At 53.1% G+C, this 22,841-nt stretch carries 22 protein-coding genes; 8 read left to right on the forward strand and 14 right to left on the reverse strand.

Annotated features, from left to right (window positions below; translation table 11 throughout):
* Nucleotides 1-187: 187 nt before the first annotated feature.
* Entirely contained in the window at nt 188-1,132 is a 945-nt protein-coding gene (gene ydgH / locus HV477_RS01245) for a DUF1471 family protein YdgH (protein ID WP_000769294.1), read from the reverse strand.
* A gap of 526 nt (nt 1,133-1,658) precedes the next feature.
* Here ydgH and pntA point away from each other — a divergent pair.
* Together pntA and pntB are read left to right on the forward strand one after the other, a co-directional pair.
* Nucleotides 1,659-3,188 (forward strand): Re/Si-specific NAD(P)(+) transhydrogenase subunit alpha, encoded by a 1,530-nt coding sequence (pntA, locus tag HV477_RS01250; RefSeq protein WP_001219360.1) that lies wholly within the window; start codon nt 1,659-1,661, stop codon nt 3,186-3,188.
* A gap of 10 nt (nt 3,189-3,198) precedes the next feature.
* Nucleotides 3,199-4,587 carry a Re/Si-specific NAD(P)(+) transhydrogenase subunit beta gene (pntB, locus tag HV477_RS01255; protein WP_000014056.1) on the forward strand — a complete coding sequence of 463 codons (1,389 nt, stop codon included), beginning with the start codon at nt 3,199-3,201 and terminating at the stop codon, nt 4,585-4,587.
* 174 nt (nt 4,588-4,761) lie between these two features.
* Here the strand turns inward: pntB and HV477_RS01260 are convergent, their stop codons facing one another.
* Nucleotides 4,762-5,796, reverse strand: a complete 1,035-nt coding sequence (locus HV477_RS01260; protein ID WP_001118268.1) for an AI-2E family transporter — start codon at nt 5,794-5,796, stop codon at nt 4,762-4,764.
* A 417-nt stretch (nt 5,797-6,213) separates the two neighbouring features.
* Here HV477_RS01260 and mdtJ point away from each other — a divergent pair, with 417 nt between their 5' ends.
* Nucleotides 6,214-6,576, forward strand: a complete 363-nt coding sequence (mdtJ, locus tag HV477_RS01265; protein ID WP_000500278.1) for a multidrug/spermidine efflux SMR transporter subunit MdtJ — start codon at nt 6,214-6,216, stop codon at nt 6,574-6,576.
* Nucleotides 6,563-6,892, forward strand: a complete 330-nt coding sequence (gene mdtI, locus HV477_RS01270) for a multidrug/spermidine efflux SMR transporter subunit MdtI (protein ID WP_001183819.1) — start codon at nt 6,563-6,565, stop codon at nt 6,890-6,892. Before mdtJ ends, mdtI begins: the two co-directional genes overlap by 14 nt.
* Before the next feature lie 39 nt (nt 6,893-6,931).
* Here the strand turns inward: mdtI and HV477_RS01275 are convergent, their stop codons facing one another.
* Nucleotides 6,932-7,753: a serine protease gene (locus HV477_RS01275; RefSeq protein WP_079898990.1), complete on the reverse strand. Its 822-nt coding sequence runs from the start codon at nt 7,751-7,753 to the stop codon at nt 6,932-6,934.
* A 268-nt stretch (nt 7,754-8,021) separates the two neighbouring features.
* Complete coding sequence (gene asr, locus HV477_RS01280; protein WP_114063939.1) at nt 8,022-8,270, reverse strand: acid resistance repetitive basic protein Asr; 249 nt, start codon at nt 8,268-8,270, stop codon at nt 8,022-8,024.
* Between the two features lie 235 nt (nt 8,271-8,505).
* Between asr and HV477_RS28185 the strand changes: the two genes are divergently transcribed.
* Complete coding sequence (locus HV477_RS28185; RefSeq protein ID WP_001068154.1) at nt 8,506-8,598, forward strand: hypothetical protein; 93 nt, start codon at nt 8,506-8,508, stop codon at nt 8,596-8,598.
* Between the two features lie 66 nt (nt 8,599-8,664).
* Here the strand turns inward: HV477_RS28185 and HV477_RS01285 are convergent, their stop codons facing one another.
* On the reverse strand, nt 8,665-9,918 hold the full coding sequence (locus tag HV477_RS01285) for an MFS transporter (RefSeq protein WP_000091786.1): 1,254 nt from the start codon (nt 9,916-9,918) through the stop codon (nt 8,665-8,667).
* Between the two features lie 119 nt (nt 9,919-10,037).
* Here HV477_RS01285 and HV477_RS01290 point away from each other — a divergent pair, with 119 nt between their 5' ends.
* From HV477_RS01290 to bioD, 3 genes are all read left to right on the forward strand, one after another.
* Nucleotides 10,038-10,937 (forward strand): LysR family transcriptional regulator, encoded by a 900-nt coding sequence (locus tag HV477_RS01290; RefSeq protein ID WP_001019577.1) that lies wholly within the window; start codon nt 10,038-10,040, stop codon nt 10,935-10,937.
* A 127-nt stretch (nt 10,938-11,064) separates the two neighbouring features.
* Complete coding sequence (mlc, locus tag HV477_RS01295; protein ID WP_000225092.1) at nt 11,065-12,285, forward strand: sugar metabolism global transcriptional regulator Mlc; 1,221 nt, start codon at nt 11,065-11,067, stop codon at nt 12,283-12,285.
* Nucleotides 12,286-12,410: 125 nt separating this feature from the next.
* Complete coding sequence (gene bioD / locus HV477_RS01300) at nt 12,411-13,106, forward strand: dethiobiotin synthase (RefSeq protein WP_000919233.1); 696 nt, start codon at nt 12,411-12,413, stop codon at nt 13,104-13,106.
* Here bioD and clcB read toward each other — a convergent pair.
* The 9 genes from clcB to ynfF form a co-directional block, all read right to left on the reverse strand.
* A complete protein-coding gene (gene clcB, locus HV477_RS01305; RefSeq protein WP_000554911.1) occupies nt 13,062-14,351 on the reverse strand; it encodes a voltage-gated ClC-type chloride channel ClcB in 1,290 nt (429 codons plus the stop codon). The genes bioD and clcB overlap by 45 nt on opposite strands.
* Nucleotides 14,352-14,486: 135 nt before the next feature.
* Entirely contained in the window at nt 14,487-15,635 is a 1,149-nt protein-coding gene (osmV, locus tag HV477_RS01310; RefSeq protein ID WP_000593093.1) for an osmoprotectant ABC transporter ATP-binding protein OsmV, read from the reverse strand.
* A complete protein-coding gene (gene osmW / locus HV477_RS01315) occupies nt 15,635-16,282 on the reverse strand; it encodes an osmoprotectant ABC transporter permease OsmW (protein ID WP_000379677.1) in 648 nt (215 codons plus the stop codon). The genes osmV and osmW overlap by 1 nt, the downstream gene beginning before the upstream one ends.
* 9 nt (nt 16,283-16,291) lie before the next feature.
* Nucleotides 16,292-17,194, reverse strand: a complete 903-nt coding sequence (gene osmX, locus HV477_RS01320; RefSeq protein ID WP_001211193.1) for an osmoprotectant ABC transporter substrate-binding protein OsmX — start codon at nt 17,192-17,194, stop codon at nt 16,292-16,294.
* A 28-nt stretch (nt 17,195-17,222) separates the two neighbouring features.
* Nucleotides 17,223-17,933: an osmoprotectant ABC transporter permease OsmY gene (gene osmY / locus HV477_RS01325; protein WP_000557304.1), complete on the reverse strand. Its 711-nt coding sequence runs from the start codon at nt 17,931-17,933 to the stop codon at nt 17,223-17,225.
* 304 nt (nt 17,934-18,237) lie between these two features.
* Complete coding sequence (gene dmsD, locus HV477_RS01330; RefSeq protein WP_000206561.1) at nt 18,238-18,852, reverse strand: Tat proofreading chaperone DmsD; 615 nt, start codon at nt 18,850-18,852, stop codon at nt 18,238-18,240.
* Between the two features lie 42 nt (nt 18,853-18,894).
* Nucleotides 18,895-19,749 carry a dimethyl sulfoxide reductase anchor subunit family protein gene (locus HV477_RS01335; protein ID WP_079898992.1) on the reverse strand — a complete coding sequence of 285 codons (855 nt, stop codon included), beginning with the start codon at nt 19,747-19,749 and terminating at the stop codon, nt 18,895-18,897.
* A 1-nt stretch (nt 19,750) separates the two neighbouring features.
* Nucleotides 19,751-20,368 carry a dimethylsulfoxide reductase iron-sulfur subunit DmsB gene (gene dmsB, locus HV477_RS01340; protein ID WP_000213069.1) on the reverse strand — a complete coding sequence of 206 codons (618 nt, stop codon included), beginning with the start codon at nt 20,366-20,368 and terminating at the stop codon, nt 19,751-19,753.
* Nucleotides 20,369-20,378: 10 nt separating this feature from the next.
* On the reverse strand, nt 20,379-22,814 hold the full coding sequence (gene ynfF, locus HV477_RS01345) for a selenate/tellurate reductase subunit YnfF (RefSeq protein ID WP_079898835.1): 2,436 nt from the start codon (nt 22,812-22,814) through the stop codon (nt 20,379-20,381).
* Between the last annotated feature and the right edge of the window lie 27 nt (nt 22,815-22,841).

The following is a 22,841-nucleotide window of genomic DNA, read 5'->3' on the forward strand; positions in this document are numbered from 1 at the left end:
AACGGCCTGGATAAGATTTATCGCCAAAAAAGCGAAAAGTGAGATTCATCGCGATATTTGACGGAACTGGCAACCCGCGGGAAAGTGCCGGATGGCGGCTTATCAGGCCTGCCGTTGAACGATCGTGTAGGCCTGATAAGGCAGGTATGCCGCCATCCGGCGAGAAAGCCTGATGGCGACGCGCGCCTTATTTATAGAGGTCGGCGCTGATGGTGATGTTATTGCCGCGCTCCTGCCACTGACGCGTAATATGATAATACTTAGCGCCTTTCTTCGCCGCGCGTTTGGCGACCTGGTAGGAGATTTCTGTCATATTGCCGTAGTTGCCGGTGAACTTAACGCTGTCGAAAGGCACCATCATCGCAGCCGTCGCTTTATTCAGCTCCTCAACTTTTGTGCCATCCGGAAGTGTGACAGTGTAACGTCCGCCTTTGGAGGATTGCGTTTCGAAGAAACGGCCTACTTCGGCGCTCGGCGAGGCTGACGTGGCGACGCCTGGAATTTCGACTTTCTTCGCAGCTTCGCCGCCCTGAGCCAGCGCGGCGCGGCCAGCTTCAGAGTCTGCCGGAATAGCGTCCGGGCTCTGGACGATGCGTTTTTTCGCATCTTGTTTATAGATAAATGCAGTGATGCGCTGGTTTCCGCCCTGATTCGCATCTATCTGACGAACAATATAGAAAGCGTATGCGCCTTTTTGTTTCGCCGCTTTCGTAATGGCATCGTTAACTTCCGGCTGGCTACGGTAGAAGCCCTGAACGGTGACGGTATCATACGGTTCTAATTGTACGGCCTGGTCTTTCGGTAATTCCACGATGCCATTAATGACACGATTTTTGGGCGCGTCGGCTTTCGGCGCGTCGGCTTTATACACGTCCGCCACAACACGCCAGTTACCACTGTTGCCGAACTCCGAGGTGTCGACAACATAGAAGGAGGCTGCGCCTTCTTTATCTGCGCGGCGGGACACGGCGGAGACCGCATCGCCAATAGCATTAAAACGACCGGTAATAACGATGCGGTCATAAGGTTTTAGTGCAGCCGCTTGCTCCGGCGTCAGTTCTGTTGCTGCATGGACAGAAAAAGCAGCCGCAGAAAGCAGAGCCGACGCCAGGAGAGTGTTCTTAAGCTTCATAAAAATAATCCTTCGCCTTGCGCAAACCAGGTACTGGTATTGTTATTGACTAGAAACGTGGCTGATTATTGCATTTAAACCATATGGATGTCTGCGGGATTTTTCACGCATCGTGTCATGTATCCTATCTTTGATGATAACATTTACCGATATGTCGAAAAAAACGGCGTCCGGGCGGCTAAGCTAATGAAGCGCATAAATTTAATAAGTTAATTTAATGTTAATTTCTTGATCGCGCCAGGGGTTTAATGATGTTTTGCTGTCAAATTTGAGCGAATTATCAGCCCTCGCAGGCCATTTTCAAGGCATTATGGCTGCTTAGCGGCTGAATCGTTCATGTTTTGCAAATTTGATAAAAAATTCTGTTTTTTGGCGCTAGATCACAGGCGTTATTTTCAGTAGGTTATAGAGAGTTTGTAACGGTTTTATTCTGCTGGGGTAACATTTACCTCAAACGCGGGCAGGCGTACGCTTCTCGCGCTTACTGACAAACCATCATCAAAAATACCGATGGAAGGGAACATTTATGCGAATTGGCATACCAAAAGAGCGGTTACCCAATGAAACCCGTGTCGCTGCGACGCCGAAAACGGTAGAGCAGCTACTGAAGCTGGGGTTTAGCGTCGCTATCGAAAGCGGGGCGGGTCAACTGGCAAGTTTTGACGACAAAGCGTTTGCGCAGGCTGGCGCGGATATTGTAGACGGCAATGCTATCTGGCAGTCGGAAATTATTCTCAAGGTTAATGCGCCTGAAGAAGAGGAAATCGCTTTACTGAACCCCGGGACTACGCTGGTCAGTTTTATCTGGCCTGCGCAAAATCCTGGGTTAATGGAGAAACTTGCCGAACGTAAGGTTACGGTGATGGCGATGGACTCCGTGCCGCGTATTTCCCGCGCGCAGTCGCTCGACGCGTTAAGCTCAATGGCGAATATCGCGGGTTATCGCGCCATTGTAGAGGCCGCGCATGAATTTGGGCGCTTCTTTACCGGCCAAATCACTGCCGCCGGGAAAGTGCCGCCGGCGAAGGTGATGGTGATTGGCGCGGGCGTTGCCGGTCTTGCGGCTATCGGCGCGGCAAACAGCCTGGGGGCGATTGTCCGCGCGTTTGACACTCGTCCTGAAGTCAAAGAGCAGGTCCAGAGTATGGGGGCTGAGTTCCTCGAACTGGATTTTAAAGAGGAAGCCGGTAGCGGCGATGGTTACGCCAAAGTGATGTCCGAGGCGTTTATCAAAGCGGAAATGGCGCTCTTTGCCGCCCAGGCCAAAGAGGTCGACATCATTGTGACCACTGCATTGATTCCGGGTAAACCAGCGCCGAAGCTGATTACCCGCGATATGGTCGATTCTATGAAGGCCGGCAGCGTGATTGTCGACCTGGCCGCGCAGAATGGCGGTAACTGCGAATATACCGTCGCCAATCAGGTTGTGACGACGGACAATGGCGTAAAAGTGATTGGCTACACCGATCTACCGGGGCGTTTGCCGACGCAGTCATCCCAGCTTTATGGCACCAACCTGGTTAACCTGCTGAAGCTGCTGTGCAAAGAGAAAGACGGCAATATTGACGTGGATTTTGACGATGTCGTGATCCGTGGCGTGACGGTGATTCGCGACGGCGACATTACCTGGCCTGCGCCGCCAATCCAGGTTTCAGCGCAGCCACAGGCCGCGCCTAAAGCAGCACCTGCGCCAAAAGAGCCGGAAAAGCCCGCTTCACCCTGGCGGAAGTATGCGTTAATGGCGCTGGCGATCATTCTTTTTGGTTGGCTGGCCGATGTCGCGCCAAAAGAGTTCCTCGGCCATTTTACCGTGTTTGCGCTCGCCTGCGTGGTTGGTTATTACGTGGTGTGGAACGTGTCTCATGCGCTTCATACGCCATTAATGTCGGTGACCAACGCAATTTCAGGGATTATTGTTGTCGGGGCATTATTGCAAATTGGTCAGGGCGGCTGGGTCAGCTTCCTGAGCTTTATCGCGGTGCTTATCGCCAGCATTAATATTTTCGGTGGCTTCACCGTGACTCAGCGTATGCTGAAAATGTTCCGGAAAAACTAAGGGGTAACATATGTCTGGAGGATTAGTTACAGCTGCATACATTGTTGCCGCGATCCTGTTTATTTTCAGTCTTGCCGGGCTTTCAAAGCATGAAACGTCCCGCCAGGGGAATAACTTCGGTATTGCCGGGATGGCGATCGCGTTGCTGGCGACCATTTTTGGGCCGGATACCGGCAACGTAGCATGGATTCTGGTCGCCATGATTATTGGCGGCGCGATTGGCATCCGCATGGCGAAAAAAGTTGAGATGACCGAGATGCCGGAGCTGGTCGCGATTCTGCACAGTTTCGTGGGCCTGGCGGCGGTACTGGTTGGTTTTAACAGCTATCTGTACCATGACGCCAGTCTGGCGCCGGTGCTGGTGAATATCCATCTGACCGAAGTCTTCCTCGGTATCTTTATTGGCGCAGTCACTTTCACTGGATCGATCGTAGCGTTTGGTAAACTGCGCGGCAAAATCTCTTCTAAGCCGTTGATGTTGCCTAACCGTCACAAAATGAACCTGGCGGCGCTGGTTGTTTCTTTCCTGTTGCTGCTGGTTTTTGTTCGTACCGAAAGCGTGGGTCTACAGGTTCTGGCGCTACTGCTGATGACCATTATCGCGCTGGCGTTTGGTTGGCATCTGGTCGCTTCTATCGGCGGGGCGGACATGCCGGTGGTTGTTTCAATGCTGAACTCCTATTCCGGTTGGGCTGCCGCGGCGGCTGGCTTCATGTTGAGCAACGATTTGCTGATTGTGACCGGCGCGCTGGTCGGTTCGTCAGGCGCGATCCTGTCTTACATTATGTGTAAAGCGATGAACCGCTCTTTCATCAGCGTTATTGCTGGTGGGTTCGGTACTGACGGCTCCTCAACGGGCGACGATCAGGAAGCTGGCGAACATCGCGAAATCACGGCGGAAGAGACCGCTGAGATGCTGAAAAACTCCCACTCCGTCATTATTACGCCGGGGTACGGGATGGCGGTGGCGCAGGCGCAGTATCCGGTGGCGGAAATCACCGAAAAACTGCGTGCACGCGGTATCAACGTGCGTTTCGGCATTCATCCGGTGGCGGGTCGCCTGCCGGGGCATATGAACGTGCTGTTGGCGGAGGCGAAAGTGCCTTATGACATCGTGCTGGAAATGGATGAGATCAACGATGATTTCGCCGATACCGATACCGTGCTGGTGATTGGCGCGAACGATACGGTGAACCCGGCGGCGCAAGACGATCCCCGCAGCCCGATCGCCGGTATGCCGGTTCTCGAAGTGTGGAAAGCACAGAATGTCGTGGTCTTTAAGCGTTCAATGAATACCGGTTATGCTGGTGTGCAGAACCCGCTGTTCTTTAAAGAGAATACGCAAATGCTGTTTGGCGATGCAAAAGCCAGCGTGGATGCAATTCTGAAAGCGCTTTAATCTTTTAAACGTGCGACGGCCTCTTTGGAGGCCGTTTTTATACACTTCATCCTTTAATCTGCCTTTTTGTTGGCTGCGCTCAGAAAACCCGGTCACATCGTTATCTATGCTCCCGGGGATTTCTTCCCTTGCCGCCGCGAGGCATCTTGAATGATTTTGTGTATGTATTGCATTTTATCTTTTGTTTAAATCGCTAAGCAGAACGGCGATACTCTGCCCGCCGGTGGTCTGTTCGAGGGCGATTTTGACAATGATGGTTAACGGAACGGAGAGCAACATGCCCACCGGACCTAATAGCCAGCCCCAGAAAATTAACGACAAAAATACCACTAAGGTTGAAAGGCCTAAACCACGTCCCATAATTCGTGGCTCAAGGATATTGCCGAAGACCAGATTAATCAGCAGATAGCCTGCCAGCACCAGCAGCGCATCATAAAACCCGTTAAATACCAGCACCTGAATAATGGGCGGCAGGGCAGCGAGCACCGATCCAATATTAGGGATATAATTCAGCGCGAAGGCCAGTAGACCCCAGACAAAGGCGAAGCGGACATCCAGCGCGGCCAGCATTCCCCATGCGACCAGCCCCGTCACGATACTGATCGCTGTTTTTAACACCAGATAATGGGAAACGCTATCAAGCGCGCGTTGAATTGCCGCCATGCCCTCCACCGGACGGCTCATCATCTGCTGCAGTTTTTCAGGCAGTTGTGGAACCTCCAGCAGCATAAATACCACGGTCAATAACAATAAAAAGATGGACGACATGGCATTGGACAGTTGGGTGAGCAGGTTCGTTACCAGAGTCATGGCGGCGTTTGGATCGATATATTTCGCCAGCTCATCAACCGACACGCCAATGCCTGCTCGCTGTAACCACGGTTCAATACGTTGCAACGGTATCACCAATGAGGAGCGATACTGCGGTAGGGTACGAGCCAGTTCATTTAATGATGTCCCCAAATAGGCCAGTAGCAGTACCATTAACATAACAATAATCACAATGAGCAATGACACGGCGATAACGCGCGGAATTCGGCATCGGGTCATCCGTTGCACAACGGGATTGAGAACGACTGCAATAAATAACGCCAAAATAAAGGGAACAATGATATCTGCGGCGAAGCGGATACCGCTCAGAATAACCACCAGCATTCCCAGCATAATGACGATTTTTAGACCATTGAGCGTGATGATCGGTTTTGCCATATCAGTCCCTGTTTTCTGATGCCGACACGAATAATAATGTGATGTCGGTCGACCTGTTCTGGTTAAAATCAAACACTTCAGGTAAAGAAGTGAAAATATTTTGAGTTAATTCCTGGCTTATGATACAAATCAGGCGTGTTCAACTACCGAGGACAATTATCATCCGCGATGACGAGAAGCAACACTGCGGATAATTGTAATATTATGGACAATATGTTCAGCGCTTTTTTCTCCACGCAAACGCATCTTCACTCTACCTCCTTTTTCCTGCTTATTGGCGAGCAGCACTGGCGTAACGCACTTTAGTCTCTTACTTCTGCCTGAGCTGGCGCAACGCGCTGTGCTAACTGATTTTATTTTTTAGTTTGCTGCGTGCAGCAGACTCGAAAGAGTATATTCTCATGCAGGAGAAGTGTCATGTTTTACTGGATTTTATTAGCTCTGGCTATCGCGACTGAAATTACCGGCACGCTCTCAATGAAATGGGCTAGTGTGGGTAATGGCAATGCGGGTTTTATTTTAATGCTGGTGATGATCACGCTGTCATATATATTTCTTTCTTTTGCGGTAAAAAAGATTGCCCTGGGTGTAGCGTATGCCTTATGGGAAGGGATCGGCATTTTATTTATTACCATTTTTAGCGTGCTGCTATTTGATGAAGCATTATCAACCATGAAGATTGCCGGCTTGCTGACGCTGGTCGCCGGCATCGTATTGATCAAATCAGGGACGCGTAAACCCGGCAAACCGGTGAAGGAGGCGACTCGTGCAACAATTTGAATGGATACACGGCGCCTGGCTTGGACTGGCAATAATACTGGAAATCGCGGCTAACGTACTGTTGAAATTTTCGGACGGCTTTCGCCGTAAACGCTATGGCATCTTATCGCTTGCCGCTGTTCTGGCCGCCTTCAGCGCGCTTTCCCAGGCGGTAAAAGGGATAGACCTGTCGGTGGCGTATGCGCTATGGGGCGGTTTTGGTATTGCCGCCACGCTGGCGGCGGGCTGGGTGCTCTTCGGCCAGCGCTTAAACCCCAAAGGCTGGGTTGGCGTGATATTGCTGCTCGCCGGAATGGTCATGATCAAATTTGCCTGAGACGATCGCTGCCTGTCGGTTCAGGCAGCGATTCCCGCATTAATCCTGCGCCAGAGCTTTCAGCTTATCGCGAAAGCCGGTGACGGATATAGCGCGGTTATCGGCGCGCCAGCGATCTTTAGCCGCAGGGGCGGAGCTTTGTACGCCAATAAGCTGCCATCCGCTATCCGTGTGCAATAAGAGCGGCGAGCCGCTGTCGCCAGGTAACGTGTCGCACTGGTGTGAGAGTACGGCATTCTGCGCCCAGCCGGTCACGACGCAATCCTGATGGGAATAGAGCGCATTCAGATGATCTTCCGGATAACCGGACTGCGTGACTTTTCGGTCTGCGGCTTTCAACGCCGCAGTGAGCGCCGCTTTATCGCCGGTAAATAAAGGCACTGGCGCGATACCGGAAGGTGGGTAGCGCAATATTACCAGACCAAAATCCCAGCTTGCCGCGGCAGGCGGCACAATCCAGCCATCGCCATCCGCTTTCAGACGTCGGCCCAGCGACGGTTCAACGCGGCCTTCAATGCCGTGGATTTCATAGCGCCATACTCCTTTTCGCGCCACAAAACGCAGCGCAACCGCCTTGTCTGGTTTTCCTTTCGGTGGCGTTAGCAGGCAGTGACCTGCTGTCAGGGCGATATGCGGGGAGATAAGTGTTGCCGTACACAAATTACCGCTGGCGGTCTCTAGTTGCCCGATGGCATCCCACGGCGATTGGGTAGGATCGGCGACGGGCACCCGATCGTCATGGTTAAAAAAAAGCGTTTTGACGTCGCTGGCATCCGTGGCGTCTGTTTCAGCCCCCCTGGCTTTCGCCATAACCGGTAAAAAACACACTATGCCCAGTAATACAGCAATGGTTTTATGCATATCACACTCTGGTGGGTAATTATGATTATTAACAACAAACCCTCAGTACTACTATAGACGTGACGGTAAGAAAGTGGGAGTAAAATCAGATAACTACACTCAGGAAAGATAGAAATGCGTGGCAATAGCGGCGCATAAAATAAGCACGATAAGAATGAGCTCAAAGCGGTAGCGAGACACTTTTTTGCCCTCCCGGAAGGCGGCGCTAAACCAGAACAATTTAGCGCCGTAAAAACGGGCGCGGGGGCGCGCCGCAGCATGTTACGACTTACGCAGCCGGTTGAGTAGTTGGTTTTGACGTGGTTTTGGCTGGCGCTTTACCACCTTTTTTCTGGTGCTTTTTAGCCGCCTGCGCTTTTTGCTCAACGGTTTTCTTATGCTGTTTTTTGTGGTGCTGGGTGGTCTGGGTTGTTTTGGTAGGCGCTGCGGTTTTCGCAGGCGTTGCAGTCTCAGCCGCGAATGCTGCGGAAGAGAGACCCATTGCAGCGGCAACAACCAGAGCTAATACTTTTTTCATTTTGATACCCTCGATTTGGTTTTCATTCAACCCCACTGCGGGGCCGGTGAAATGACTATATCGCTGTTATCAAAAGGCTTCCGTGAGTGATTGGTTTCGGCATGTAACGTTATGTACAATCCCCCGGTAACGCGATGTAAGCTCCCACCATAATAGGTAGCTTTACGTTACCGGCCGTTATTTTTGGCCGCAGAGTCGGTAATATCCGCCCTCCAGAATAACAAGCACACCGTATATGAATCCGATAATCTGGGTGGTATTTACGCTTCTGGCGCTGGATGCAATTAGAGAAGTTATGGGCGTATCAAGCCTGACAGGTCTATGGTGAACAGTGAGTCGTGGCGTGAAACCAGCCCGGCGATAGCGCACGTTGCTATCGCCGGATTATTTCTTTTCAGGCGTGAAGACGATGATGTAACCGCGTCCCGACCAGGATGGCCAGCACCAGCATTAGCGCGATAAAACCACCTACGCCGTTCCAGCCGTAACTATGCCAGAATACGCCGCCTAGCGTCCCGGCAATACTGGACCCCAGATAATAGCTGAAAAGATAAAGTGACGAGGCCTGTCCCTTCGCCCGGCGCGCACGCGGGCCAATCCAACTACTGGCCACGGAGTGCGCGGCGAAAAAGCCGGCGGAAAAAAGCAGCATCCCGGCAAAAATCAGCCAAAGCGAGGTAAAAAGCGTCAGTAAAAGCCCGCCCAGCATTACTGCGATAGAGAACAGCATCACCGGCCCCCGGCCATAGCGTGAGGTCATTGCGCCAGCTTTCGGCGAGCTCCATGTGCCGGTGAGATAGGCTACGGATAACAGTCCGACCACGGCCTGGCTTAATTCCCAAGGGGAGAGCATCAGGCGATAGCCAATGTAGTTAAACAGGGTGACGAACGCGCCCATCAGTAAAAAGCCTTCCGCAAACAGCAGAGGTAACCCTCGATCGCGCCAGTGGAGACGAAAATTAATAAATAGCGTTTTAGGCCGTAGCGACGTGGGACGGAAATGTTGCGAGGCGGGTAAAATCTTCCAGAACATCAGCGCGGACGCCAGCGCAAAGCATCCGATGGCCGCCAGCGCGATGCGCCAGTTAAAAAAGTCGGTCATGACGCCGCTTAATAAACGCCCGCTCATCCCGCCGATGGAATTACCGCTAATATAGAGTCCCATAGAGAAAGCGACAAAGCTGGGATGGATTTCTTCACTCAGGTAGGTCATTCCCACCGCGGCGACGCCGCTTAACGACAGACCGATCAGCGCACGCATAATCAGAATACCATGCCAGCTGGTCATCATGGTTGATAACAATGTGCAGCAGGAGGCTAATAACAAGGCGGTGACCATCACCGGTTTACGGCCTATCGCATCAGAAAGCGGGCCGGTAAAAAGTAAGCCGATAGCCAGCATGGCGGTAGAAATAGAAAGTGAAACGCTGCTGCTGGCGGGGGAGACGCCAAACTCCTGGGAAAGTACCGGTAGTATAGGCTGAACGCAATAAAGGAGCGCGAAAGTCGCCAGGCCCGCGGAAAAAAGGGCCAGCGTGACGCGCATGAAAGGCGCTGTACCGCGTTTAATAAATTGAACCGGCTGAGAATGGCATTGTTCATCGATATCGCTCGCCGTGGCGTCATCGAGAATAGTTGTACGACTCACGTTAAATCCTTGCTTTACATCTCCGTCAACAGGAGACGGGTATAACCGACATGTAAAGCATAGAAAAAGCAAAATATTCTGTCTAATATATTAATTGTCTCAAATAAGACGTTAAAAATATGAATATCGAATTACGTCATTTACGTTACTTTGTGGCGGTAGCAGAAGAGCTGCATTTTGGTCGCGCCGCCGCGCGCCTCAATATCTCGCAGCCGCCGCTGAGTCAGCAGATACAAATTCTGGAGCAGCAGGTCGGCGCGCGATTACTGGCGCGGACCAACCGCAGCGTAGCGTTAACCGCCGCCGGGCGACAGTTTCTGGTGGATAGCCGACATATCCTGAGTCTGGTAAACGACGCCGCCGCTCGCGCCGAGCGGTTGCATCAGGGCGAAGCGGGCGAAATCCGTATTGGCTTTACGTCTTCAGCGCCTTTTATTCGGGCGGTATCGCATACCTTTTCGCTGTTCCGCCAGTCCTATCCGGGAGTGCATATGCAAACGCGTGAAATGAATACGCGTGAGCAAATCGCGCCGCTCAACGAAGGCGTACTGGATATTGGCTTGCTGCGGAATACGCCGCTGCCCGACACACTTAATCGCGAGGTGATTTTGCATGAGCCGCTTATGGCCATGATCCCGCGCGAACATCGGCTGGCGCAAAAGCCGGTCGTCAGTCTGACAGAACTGGCGGAAGAACCTTTCGTCTTTTTCGATCCGCATGTCGGGACGGGCCTCTACGACGATATTCTCGGCCTGATGCGGCGCTATAACCTGTCGCCGACCATCACGCAGGAGGTTGGCGAGGCAATGACCATTATCGGTCTGGTGGCGGCGGGGCTGGGTGTCTCGATTCTGCCGGCATCCTTTAAGCGTGTACAGATGAGCGAGATGCGCTGGGTTCCCCTGGCGGAAGAGGACGCCGTATCTGAAATGTGGCTGGTATGGCCAAAGCATCATGAACAGAGTCATGCCGTACAGCGGTTTTGCCAACTGCTATTACTGGCTGCCCGACGGGATTAATTACGCTTAAAAAGGGTGAAAATGTGCAGTTAATCACACGGCTAAGCAAAAAGTTGACGGCGAGTATTGAAGTGTTTCACCATAGCACACAGATTATTTCGGAGCGCGAAAATAAAGGGAGTGAGCGGTGGTTGCTGATAGTCAGCCTGGGCATATCGATCAAATTAAGCAGACCAATGCTGGCGCAGTGTATCGCCTGATTGATCAGCTCGGACCGGTATCGCGAATTGACCTGTCTCGTCTGGCGCAGTTAGCGCCTGCCAGTATTACGAAAATTGTTCGCGAAATGCTGGAAGCGCATTTGGTTCAGGAACTTGAAATTAAAGAGGCGGGCAGTCGTGGACGCCCCGCCGTCGGGCTGATGGTGGAAACGGAAGCCTGGCACTATTTATCTATTCGTATTAGCCGTGGCGAAATTTTCCTTGCGCTACGCGATCTTAGCAGCAAACTGGTGGTAGAAGAGTGTCTGGCGCTGCCGTTAACCGAAGCCACGCCGTTGCTTGAGCGAATTATTACGCACGTTGATCGGTTTTTTACCCGCCATCAGCAGAAACTGGAGCGTCTGACCTCCATTGCCATTACGTTACCGGGCATTATCGATACCGAAAACGGCGTTGTGCACCGGATGCCGTATTATGAAGATGTCAAAGAGATGCCTTTGGGAGATGCGCTGGAGCGGCACACCGGCGTACCGGTTTACATTCAGCATGATATTAGCGCCTGGACGATGGCAGAGGCGCTTTTTGGCGCCTCACGCGGCGCGCGCGACGTTATCCAGGTGGTGATTGATCATAATGTGGGGGCGGGCGTTATCACCGACGGTCATTTGCTTCATGCGGGCAGTAGCAGTCTGGTAGAGATTGGGCATACCCAGGTCGATCCTTATGGTAAGCGCTGTTATTGCGGTAATCATGGCTGTCTGGAGACCATCGCCAGCGTCGATAGCGTGCTGGAACTTACGCAGCTTCGGCTTAATCAATCGATGAGTTCAATGTTGCACGGCCAGCCGTTAACGGTAGATTCACTGTGTCAGGCGGCGATGCAGGGAGATCTATTAGCAAAAGATATTATTAGCGGCGTTGGCGCGCATGTCGGACGCATTCTGGCTATCATGGTGAATTTATTTAATCCGCAAAAAATTCTTATTGGTTCGCCGCTAAGTAAAGCGGCTGATATCCTTTTTCCAGCCATTGCTGACAGTATCCGTCAACAGGCGCTGCCCGCCTACAGCAGGAATACGGTTGTGGAAAGCACGCAGTTTACCAACCAGGGTACGATGGCCGGGGCGGCGTTGGTAAAAGACGCGATGTATAACGGCTCTTTGTTGATTCGTCTATTACAGGGTTAACATTTTTTAACTGTTGTACAAAAATTTGCGCTAACTCAAGCTGATTGCCCTTGCCATATCTTAGACTTTCTCCACTGTATTATTTTCCTGGCTTATATTTTCGAAGCATAACGGTGGAGTTAGTGATGCTGAAGCGTTTCTTTATTACAGGTACAGACACTTCTGTTGGGAAGACGGTGGTTTCCCGCGCATTACTACAAGCGTTAGCGTCGAGTGGTAAGAGCGTTGCAGGGTATAAACCTGTCGCTAAAGGGAGCAAAGAGACTGCAGAAGGGATGCGCAACAAAGATGCGCTGGTATTGCAAAGCGTCTCTTCGCTGGAGTTGCCGTATGAGGCGATTAATCCGATCGCGTTAAGCGAAGAAGAAAGCAGCGTCGCGCATAGCTGTCCTATAAATTACACCTTGCTGTCCAACGGTCTGGCGAGCCTGAGCGATAAAGTGGACCACGTGGTTGTGGAGGGTACTGGCGGCTGGCGTAGTTTGATGAATGATTTACGTCCATTGTCTGAATGGGTGGTACAGGAACAGTTACCGGTATTGATGGTGGTAGGGATTCAGGAGGGGTGCATTAATCATGCGCTACTGACTGCGCAAGCTGTCGCTAACGATGGACTGCCATTAATTGGCTGGGTGGCGAATCGTATCAATCCTGGCCTGGCGCATTATGCTGAAATTATTGATGTGCTTGGGAAAAAACTGCCAGCGCCGCTGATTGGCGAGTTACCGTACCTGCCGCGCGCCGAGCAGCGTGAGCTGGGGCAGTATATTCGTTTATCAATGCTCGGCAGCGTGCTGGCGGTAGATAGAATCATGGCGTAACGTTCGCGAGAGCACTGACGCGACTACACAGGCAATCAGCAGACCGGGGAGTAACTGATACTCGCCGGTCATTTCACAAATCATCAGGGTGGACATTATCGGCGCATGGGTTGTCGCCGCCAGTAGCGTCGCCATACCCGCCAGCCCCAATAAAATCGCTATTTCATCCGAGCCTGGCAGCCAGAATCCCCATATCCGACCCAGAAACATTCCAATGGATAATCCGACAAATAATGTTGGCGTAAAGACGCCGCCCGGCGCGCCAGACCCGCTGCTGGCGAGCACCGCCAGGATTTTGCACACAAAAATTCCGCCAATCAGCGAGAATAGCGGCGGAGAGAGCAAAAATGATTGTACGACGCTATAGCCGTTTCCCCATACCGTGGGCGTGAGTAACGACAGTAATCCGACAATAAGCCCGCCCAGCGCCAGTTGCCAGGGCGGGGACAGTTTTAAGCGTAAGAAACTATTATGGCTGGCCGTCATCAGCCACATCAGCAATGGGCCGCACAGACCGGCGACCAGGCCGGTACTGACTATCATGACGTACTCCCGCGCGTGGAGATCAACGGTCAGATGTACGGTATAGAGTAGTGAATCGCTACCGTTTAATACATGGGTGGTTAGCAGGGCGACGACGGCGGAAACGACAACCGGGCCGAGGGAAGCCAGCATTAAGGTACCGAACAGGATCTCCGCGATAAACAGGCTGCCCGCCAGCGGCGCATGGTAAGCGCCCGCCATGCCCGCAGCGGCGCCGCTGGCGATCCATAATTTCCATTCCTCACGCGGCGTGAAGCGTCGGGCAAAGCTGGATGCCGCCAGCGCGGCGAGGAGGATCATTGCGCCTTCGCGACCAATTGCGCTGCCGCTGACCACGACCAGCAGCGAGGCCAGCGATTTCACCAGACTGGCGCCAACGTCAAATTGCCCGTCGGTTTGCAATGCTTCCATATAGTCAGTGGGCGCATGGGGGCGCTGTTGGTTCATTTTTTGCCACCCCCACAGCAACAGACCAGCGGCCAGGCCGCCAAGCGCTGGCGTAATCAGCCGTCGCCAGGGCGAAAGCCCCTCAGCCGCATTCACCAGACTGCCGGTGTCATTACTCAGGAAAATCCACTCCAGCAATTGCATCGCATGACGGAAGGCGGCGACAGCCAGCGCCGCGAGAATACCGATGAGCGTAGCGATCAGCAGGCGACGAAACATCGCGCGCAGATCCGGGTAAGCGTGTAAACGATGCATGAGCGGGTAAACAGGGAGTTTCAGGATAGCCTATTCTGCGGGGAAATGGCGTCAGACGCAAAAGCACTATGTGCGATATAATATTGCGTACAATAATGATACTGCCGGATAGCGAGAGGCCATCCGGCGGCAACGTTAGCTGCTTTCGTGAATATTTAGCGCCCGACGCGTGCGGCCTGAGCTGAGATAATCGGCGATGTAATCCTGAGAGATTTCACCGTTATAGCGTCCGTCTTCATCAACGATCGGCATCCAGCTGGTATTACTTTCGTACAATCTGGACAGCACAATACGCAGGTTATCTTCCGCTTTGCCCGTAATACGGAAAGGATGGGTGATATCGGCGCAGATTCCGCTGGCGTTCCGCGCTTCCCGGCGCTTCACAAATCCCAGTGGCTTACCGTCGTTGTCAATGACGGTAATGGCGCGAATATCGTGATCATCCATAATGCCGAACGCCTCGCTTAACGGCGTGGAAGGCCGCGCGGTAATGGTTGGCTGTTGGTCGGTCACATCGCCCGCGGAGACCAGTAGCAAACGCTTTAACGTTCTGTCCTGACCGACAAACGACCCGACAAACTCGTTAGCCGGTTTGGCCAGCAGTTCATCAGGACTGGCGCACTGTACAATTCGCCCCTGACGGAACACGGCGATACGGTCGCCGAGTTTTAGCGCTTCGTCGATATCATGGCTGACCAGCATCACGGTCTTTTTTAGCTTACGCTGCATATCCAGAAACTGGTTCTGGATCACTTCGCGGTTAATGGGGTCCACCGCGCCGAAGGGCTCATCCATCAGCAGTACCGGCGGATCGGCGGCCAGAGCGCGGATCACGCCAATGCGCTGCTGCTGTCCCCCGGACATCTCCTTTGGATAGCGATGCAGAAATTTTCTGGCATCCAGCGCCACCATGTCCATCAACTCTTCGGCGCGTTGCTTGCAGCGCGCTTTGTCCCAACCCAACATGCGCGGCACAACGGTAATATTTTCTTCAATCGTCATATTTGGAAACAGGCCGATCTGTTGGATAACATACCCAATATTGCGGCGTAGCGTTACCGTATCCATATCGTTGGTATTCTCGCCGTTGATAAGAATATTACCGCTGCTGGGCGCGATCAGCCGGTTGATCATCTTTAACGTGGTGGTTTTGCCGCAGCCGGAGGGACCGAGCAAGACGCACATTTCGCCTTCCGGCACGTTCAGGTTGACGTTGTCGACGGCTTTTAGCGGCTGACCCTTTTTCTGTACAAATTGTTTGGTGAGATTTTCCAGTTTTATCATTATCGTATCCCCTTAGGTGTCAGTACGACTTGCAGACGATGCAACAGCCAGTCAAGTACAATTGCCAGTAGACAGATCATCAGCGCGCCGGCAATTAACATGCGAATATCGCTGCCGCTAATGCCGTTTAACAGTAGCAGTCCCAGACCGCCGGCGCCGATCACCGCGGCAATCGCCATTACGCCGATATTCATCACTACCGCGGTGCGGATACCCCCGAAAATAACCGGTAGGGCCATTGGGATTTCGACCCAGCGCAGCCGTTGCCAGAAAGTCATACCGATGCCGCGTCCCGCTTCACGCAGACCGGGCGGCAAACTATCAAGCGCAGTATGGGTATTACGGACAATCGGCAGTAAAGAGTAGAGAAAAACGGCCGTCACGGCGGGCAGAACGCCAATACCATGTCCGATCAGCGAAAAGAGCGGGATCATTAATCCAAACAGCGCGATAGACGGAATGGTAAGAAGTAGCGTGGCGGCGCCCAGTACCGGCGTTGCCAGCCATTTGTGGCGTACAATCAAAACGCCTAACGGTACGCCGATGATAATCGCCAGACCGACGGCCAGCGCGACCAGCCAGAGATGCTGAAAGGTAAGGCTGGCGAGATAGCCTGCGTTATCCAGCATATAATGTATCGTATCCATAGGCGCTCCTTACAGCAGACCTTTGTCCTGCAAAAATTGATGGGCTACCTGTTGCGGCGTGCGATGCTCGATATCGACCTGGGCGTTTAGGGTCGATATCACATCGTTATTGAGCAGGCCGGAAAGGGTGTTTAAGGCGTCATCAAGGCCAGGATTGGCTTCCAGCACCTCTTTACGCACCACGGGCGTGACAGCGTAACTTGGAAAGAAGCCTTTATCATCTTCCAGCACTTTCAGATCAAACCCTTTCACCCGTCCATCGGTGGTATAGACCAGCCCGGCGTCAACCAGCCCATCCCGAACGGCGTTATAGACCAGCCCTGGGTCCATCTGTCGTATTTGCGGGCGATCGAGCTGCATCTGGTAGGCTTGCTGAAGGGGCTTCATCCCGTCGCTGCGCCCGGCAAATTCCAGATCGAGACCGAGCATCCAGTTGTGGTCAGGATCGTTCTGCCGGACCTGTTCGATTTTTGCCACCATTTGCGAGATGGTGGTGATATTTTCCGACTCGGCGCGTTTGCGCTGCATCGCGAACGCGTAAGTATTGTTCATGTCAGCCGGTTTGAGCCATACCAGGCCCAGCTTCGCATCCAGGCGTTTTACCGTGTCGTAGGTTTCCTGTGGACTCATGCGCTTATCGATACGGTTGAAAATAATCAGCGATGTACCGGTGTATTCCCAGGTAATATCAATTTGTTTATTCACCATCGCATTACGTGAAATCACCGCGGCGATATTGGTTTGCGGCTGAACCTGAAAGCCTTTCTTCTGCAAATACTGAACGGTCATAGCGGAAAGAATATGCTGTTCGGTAAAGCTTTTGGTGGCGAGAACCAGCGGCGCGGCCTGCGTTTGGCTACTGAACAACAGCGTTGCGGCAAGCCATCCCAACAGGTGTTTTTTGAATCTCATTTAACGCTCCTTATTGTTATTTATGCGTTCAGACGGTATGAGGGCTAAGGCGTCGCCCAAACCAGGCAAGCAGAGTGTCAAGAATCAGCGCGAATAACGCCGTGGCCGTTGCGCCGAGGATCAACGTCGGAAAATCGTTGAGATAAATTCCCGGGAAAATCAGCTCGCCGTAGCTGCTGGCGCCGATCAGAAAGGCCAGCGGCGCGGTGCCGACATTGATGGCGGTCGCGATGCGAATACCGGACAGCATCACTGGCCACGCATTAGGTAGCTCTACCTGGCGAAGCCGCTGCCATTTTGTCATCCCAATCCCGTTCGCCGCTTCAATCAGTGAGGCGGGAACGGAACAGAGGCCTGCATAGGTATTGCGGACGATAGGCAGAAGAGAAGCCAGAAATAGCGCGACAATGGCGGGCGTATCGCCGATCCCGATAATCACCATCGCTAAGGCCAGGACGGCCAGCGGCGGCAAGGTATTACCAACGTTAAAGATTTGCATGACATATTCAGCAAATCCCTTTGCCGCAGGACGGCTGAGTAAAATCCCACTCGGGATACCGACCAGTAAAGCAAAAAACATGGACGTAAAGACCAGCATCAAATGCCGTTGTCCGAGATACAGCAGATCGACCTGACGCGCTTTCAGCGTCTCCAGACCGATTCCCCAGATAAACAGCGCCAGTAACAGCAAAATGACGATAGTGAACCCAAGTACGCGTTTTAGGGTGAGGGTGTGCATTGCGGTGTGTCTCCCTGTTTGCATGTGTTATGGCGACGTTAAGAGTCGCGTGTTGTTATGCCATGTTCCGGCAGGGTGCTTTGAGCTATAGCAACAGGTTGGGAAGGATTCCAGCGGAGCGTGATGTTTAACACTGTTAAACATCTATTAACAATTATGTTTTGCCCTTATGCGGCTTAGCGTGAACATTCACGATAAAGAATTATCTTAAAAATAGAAGCGTGGTGTGACGTTGTCACTTTTTGTAGATAAAAATAGGCCGCAATGAGAGAAAAGGCAGGTAAAATCCTGCCTTTTGTGGGGATTAACGGAATAACGGTTTTACAGCGACGGGAATAATGAGTTGAGCTTGCCATTGCGCCAGCGTCAGACGCGCCAGTTGCCCCAACGCCTGATAAAACGGATGCCCGGCATGATCGATAAATACGTCCAGAAAGCGGGACGACCACGGAAACAGATGCCAGGCCAGGAGTTGTTCGCATTCATGATGACGATCATTCTCGGCAAGCCAGGCCGCCAGCAGCAACAGCGACCCAAAATGATCTTCTGGCTCGTTTTGTTGCATTTCAAACTGAATTCCGTTTTCGCGCATCCACTGACGTAGCGCCAGCGTAGAATCGCCAAATAATACGCTCTCACGATCCAGCCAGACGGAACCCCACGGCGGAGACGGCAGAGCGTAAGGGCCGATAAACAGACGCTGCCAGGCCTGTGGCAACGACTCTTCGCTGTGGGTCTTAAACATAGCCGCCACAGGCGCAAGCGCCTCGGCATCAAGCGGCCACTGCGCCTGCCAGTCGTCGTTTAATAGCGCCTGGACCAGAGGAGCGGTTTCGTGGCTTTCCGGCGAATAATAAAACAACGCGCCAAGAACACGCGCCGTTACTGCAAAATCATCACGTTGTAAAAAAGTGGTCATTCAAACAATCCCGAAAGGTGCGGGTCGCCCCGCACGCATAAATTAACCTGCGACGGCCATACCTACGGTCATATGCAGGCCATAAAAAAGTCCGCGGCCAATAATTTCGCCTGCCAGCACCAGCACGACACCGAGCAGCAAACCAACGGTATGCGGTTCGCGGCGACGGATTAGCGGACATAGCCAGCAGCCTAATCCGGCAGCAAGCAAGACAATGCGCCAGACCTGTAGCATACCGTAATCCGGTGCGAGATGGCTGGCCTGTTGCACGGAACTGTGAATAGTTGAGAGAGACAGCCCTTGTAGTACGATGACCGCCACGCACACCACCAACGCCAGGCCGCTAATACTGGCAAACGTCACGCTGCAAAATGGGACGCGCGCGATGCGTAGCAGTAGCGCCGCAAACACCGGGCCGCACAGGAATGCCGTGAGGAAAAAGGCCAGCGTGGTGTAGCCATTATACCAGGTTGGCACGGTATCTATCTGATAAACAAGCGTCATTGCCCAGATGAATGCAACGCCGAGCGCCATACTGACCAGCAGCCACACTTTACCCAGCGCCGGGGGCATTTTACCGAGTACCGCCACCAGCCACCAGATGCCGCCTACGGCAAAGAACACCGATCCTGTGGCGATTTCATTACTCAGTGCGGAAGCGCCTACGCGGTTAAGCGAGTTAAACGCGCGCATCAGCGAGCCGAGATGCATAATCGACGCGAGGAATCCCAGTCCCATCACCAGCCACAGAAAAAACATGCTGCGCACGATGCGTTGTTTTGCCACATCGTCTTTCGTGGTTAACCAGCCATATCCACTCACGATCAGCGCCCCGGCCACACATTGACCCAGCACCGTAAACAGGACCAGCGGCCATTCATGCCATCCACTTCCCATCTTATACCTCCTTCGGATTGGCCAGATAACCGGTAGTGTCCCCGGTCGGGCGGCTGTTGGCGTTGGGTTTAATCACAATATTCGGCTTCGTGAAATGCGCGCGCGGCAGCGGCGCGACGGCAGCCAGCTCACCGTGTTTTTTGCGCAGTTCGTCTATCGGGCCGAAATCCAGCGCCCGCAGCGGACAGGATTCGACACAGATCGGTTTCTTGCCTTCCGCCACCCGGTCATAACAGCCGTCGCACTTGGTCATATGACCTTTGGCGGCGTTGTACTGCGGCGCGCCGTACGGGCAGGCCATGTGGCAGTAGCGGCAGCCGATACAGACCTCTTCGTTCACCACCACAAAACCGTCATCGCGCTTGTGCATCGCGCCGCTCGGGCAGACTTTGGTACAGGCCGGGTCTTCGCAGTGGTTGCATGAAATGGAGAGATAATAGGCAAAGACGTTCTGGTGCCAGACGCCGTTATCTTCCTGCCAGTCGCCACCTGCGTATTCATATATCCGCCGGAAACTGACGTCGGGAGTGAGATCTTTGTAGTCCTTGCAGGCCAGTTCGCAGGTTTTGCAACCGGTGCAACGACTGGAATCAATAAAAAATCCATACTGGGTTGTCATCGGTTACTCCTTACGCCTTTTCAACCTGAACAAGATTACTGTGTGACGGATTACCTTTCGCCAGTGGGGAAGGCCGGTGCGACGTCAGAATGTTAATGGAGCCGCCGCGATCGACTTTGTCGCCAAACATGTCGGCATTTAACCAGGCGCCCTGGCCGATAGCGGTGACGCCAGGCAATATGCGCGGCGTGACTTTTGCCAGAATGAGCATCTCTCCATTCTGGTTAAAGACCCGCACGGTGTCGCCATGCTGAATGCCGCGCGCTTGCGCATCAATCGGGTTGATCCAGATCTCCTGCGGACACGCCTGTTGCAGGATGTCGATATTGCCGTAGCTGGAGTGGGTACGCGCTTTATAGTGGAAGCCGGTTAGCTGTAGCGGGTAGCGCTGACGAAGCGGATCGTCCCAACCGTCAAAGCCTGGCGTATAGGCGGGTAAAGGATGGATAATCTCATCTTTCTTCAGCTCCCACGTGTTGGCGAGGGTTGCCAGACGCTCGGAATAGATTTCGATTTTACCGGACGGCGTTTTCAGTGGGTTGGCGGCAGGGTCTTCGCGGAATGAGCGGAAAGCGACGTAGTGCTCCTCCGGGCATTTTTTCTTGAAAATCCCTGTCTGTTTCATCTCTTCGTAATCCGGCATTTCCGGGTTACGCGCTTTGGTTTTTGCGTGCAGGTATTTGACCCACTCATGCTGCGTGCGGCCTTCTGTGAAGGTCTGGTATACGTCCGGACCAAGCCGTTTAGCCACTTCACTGAGCGTCCAGTAAATGGGCTTTCTTTCAAATTTCGGCGAGGTGGCGGGCTGACCAAGAATGACATAGCCCATATTGCCTGCGGATTCGTGGGAAATCAGATCTTCCTGCTCGGTCGGCATTAAATCAGGCAGCAGAATGTCGCAATATTTTGCCGACGCGGTCATAAAGTGCTCGATGCCGACGATCATTTCACATTTACTGTCGTCCTGAAGCACCTCGTGGGTGTGGGCGATGTCGCCATGCTGATTGATCAGCGTATTACTGGCGTAGCACCACAAAAATTTGATCGGCACGTCGAGCTTGTCTTTTCCCCGCACGCCGTCGCGTGTGGCGGTCATTTCCGCGCCATGATCGATAGCGTCGGTCCAGGTAAAGACCGAAATCTGGGTTTTTACCGGGTTCTCCAGCATAGAAAACCATTCGACGCCCAGATCCCAGGTGCCTTCGCGCACGCCGGAATTACCGCCATTTATGCCGACGTTACCGGTGAGTACAGACAGCATGGCGATTGCGCGTGCGGTCTGCTCCCCGTTAGAGTGGCGTTGCGGTCCCCAGCCCTGGCAAATGTAAGCCGGTTTCGCCGAGCCGATTTCCCGCGCCAGTTGAATGATTTTTTCCGCCGGAATACTGGTAATCTGCGCGGCCCATTGCGGCGTTTTAGCAATACCGTCGTCGCCCTGACCCAAAATATAGGCTTTATAGTGCGCGTTACGCGGGGCCGAGGCGGGCAGAGTGGTTTCGTCGTAGCCGATGCAGTATTTATCCAGAAACGGTTTATCAATAAGATCTTCGGTAATCAGCACCCAGGCGATTGCCGCCGCCAGCGCGCCATCGGTACCAGGGCGAATCGGCAGCCACTCGTCTTCGCGGCCGGCGGCAGTGTCGTTATAACGCGGGTCAATCACGATCATCCGGGCGTTGGAGCGCTCGCGCGCTTGTTCGACATAGTATGTCACGCCGCCGCCGCTCATACGTGTTTCCGCGGGGTTATTGCCAAACATCACCACCAGTTTTGTATTGGCGATATCATCCGGACTGTTGCCGTCGTTGCCGCCGAACATATAGCTCATGGCCGCGCTGATTTGGGCGGTGCTGTAGCTACCGTAACGGCTGAGATAGCCGCCGCAGGCGTTCATCAGGCGATACGGTACGTTAGAATTGGTAATATTGCCGCCGTCCACGCCGGTACCGTAAAGGACATGTACCGCTTCGTTGCCGTAGTCCTTGAGGATACGTTTCAGGTTATCGCCGATGGTATCCAACGCTTCATCCCAACTGATACGTTCGAATTTGCCTTCTCCTCGTTTACCAACGCGTTTCATCGGATATTTCAGGCGATCGGGATGATTCATCCGGCGACGAATAGAACGGCCGCGCAGGCAGGCGCGTACCTGATGGTTGCCATATTCATCGTTGCCCGTGGTATCTGATTCAACCCAATATACGGTGTCATCTTTTACGTGTAGGCGCAGCAGGCAGCGGCTGCCGCAGTTAACGGTACATGAACTCCAGACCGCTTTTTCTGCCACATTGCCGGATGCGAGGTCTGCTGCGGCGTGTGCGATGCGGGAGAACGGAAGGGTGAAAGCGCTACTGGCAAGCGCAAGGCTACCGATAGCGGAGGTTTTCACCAGGTTTCGTCGGCTGATACTGGCCGCCATTAATGCCTCAGGGTTGGTGATTTTCATAACAGCTCACTATGCTCATCCAAAAAA

It is taken from the genome of Salmonella sp. SG203 (assembly GCF_013350575.1).
In the GTDB taxonomy this organism is placed as follows: Bacteria; Pseudomonadota; Gammaproteobacteria; order Enterobacterales; family Enterobacteriaceae; genus Salmonella; species Salmonella enterica.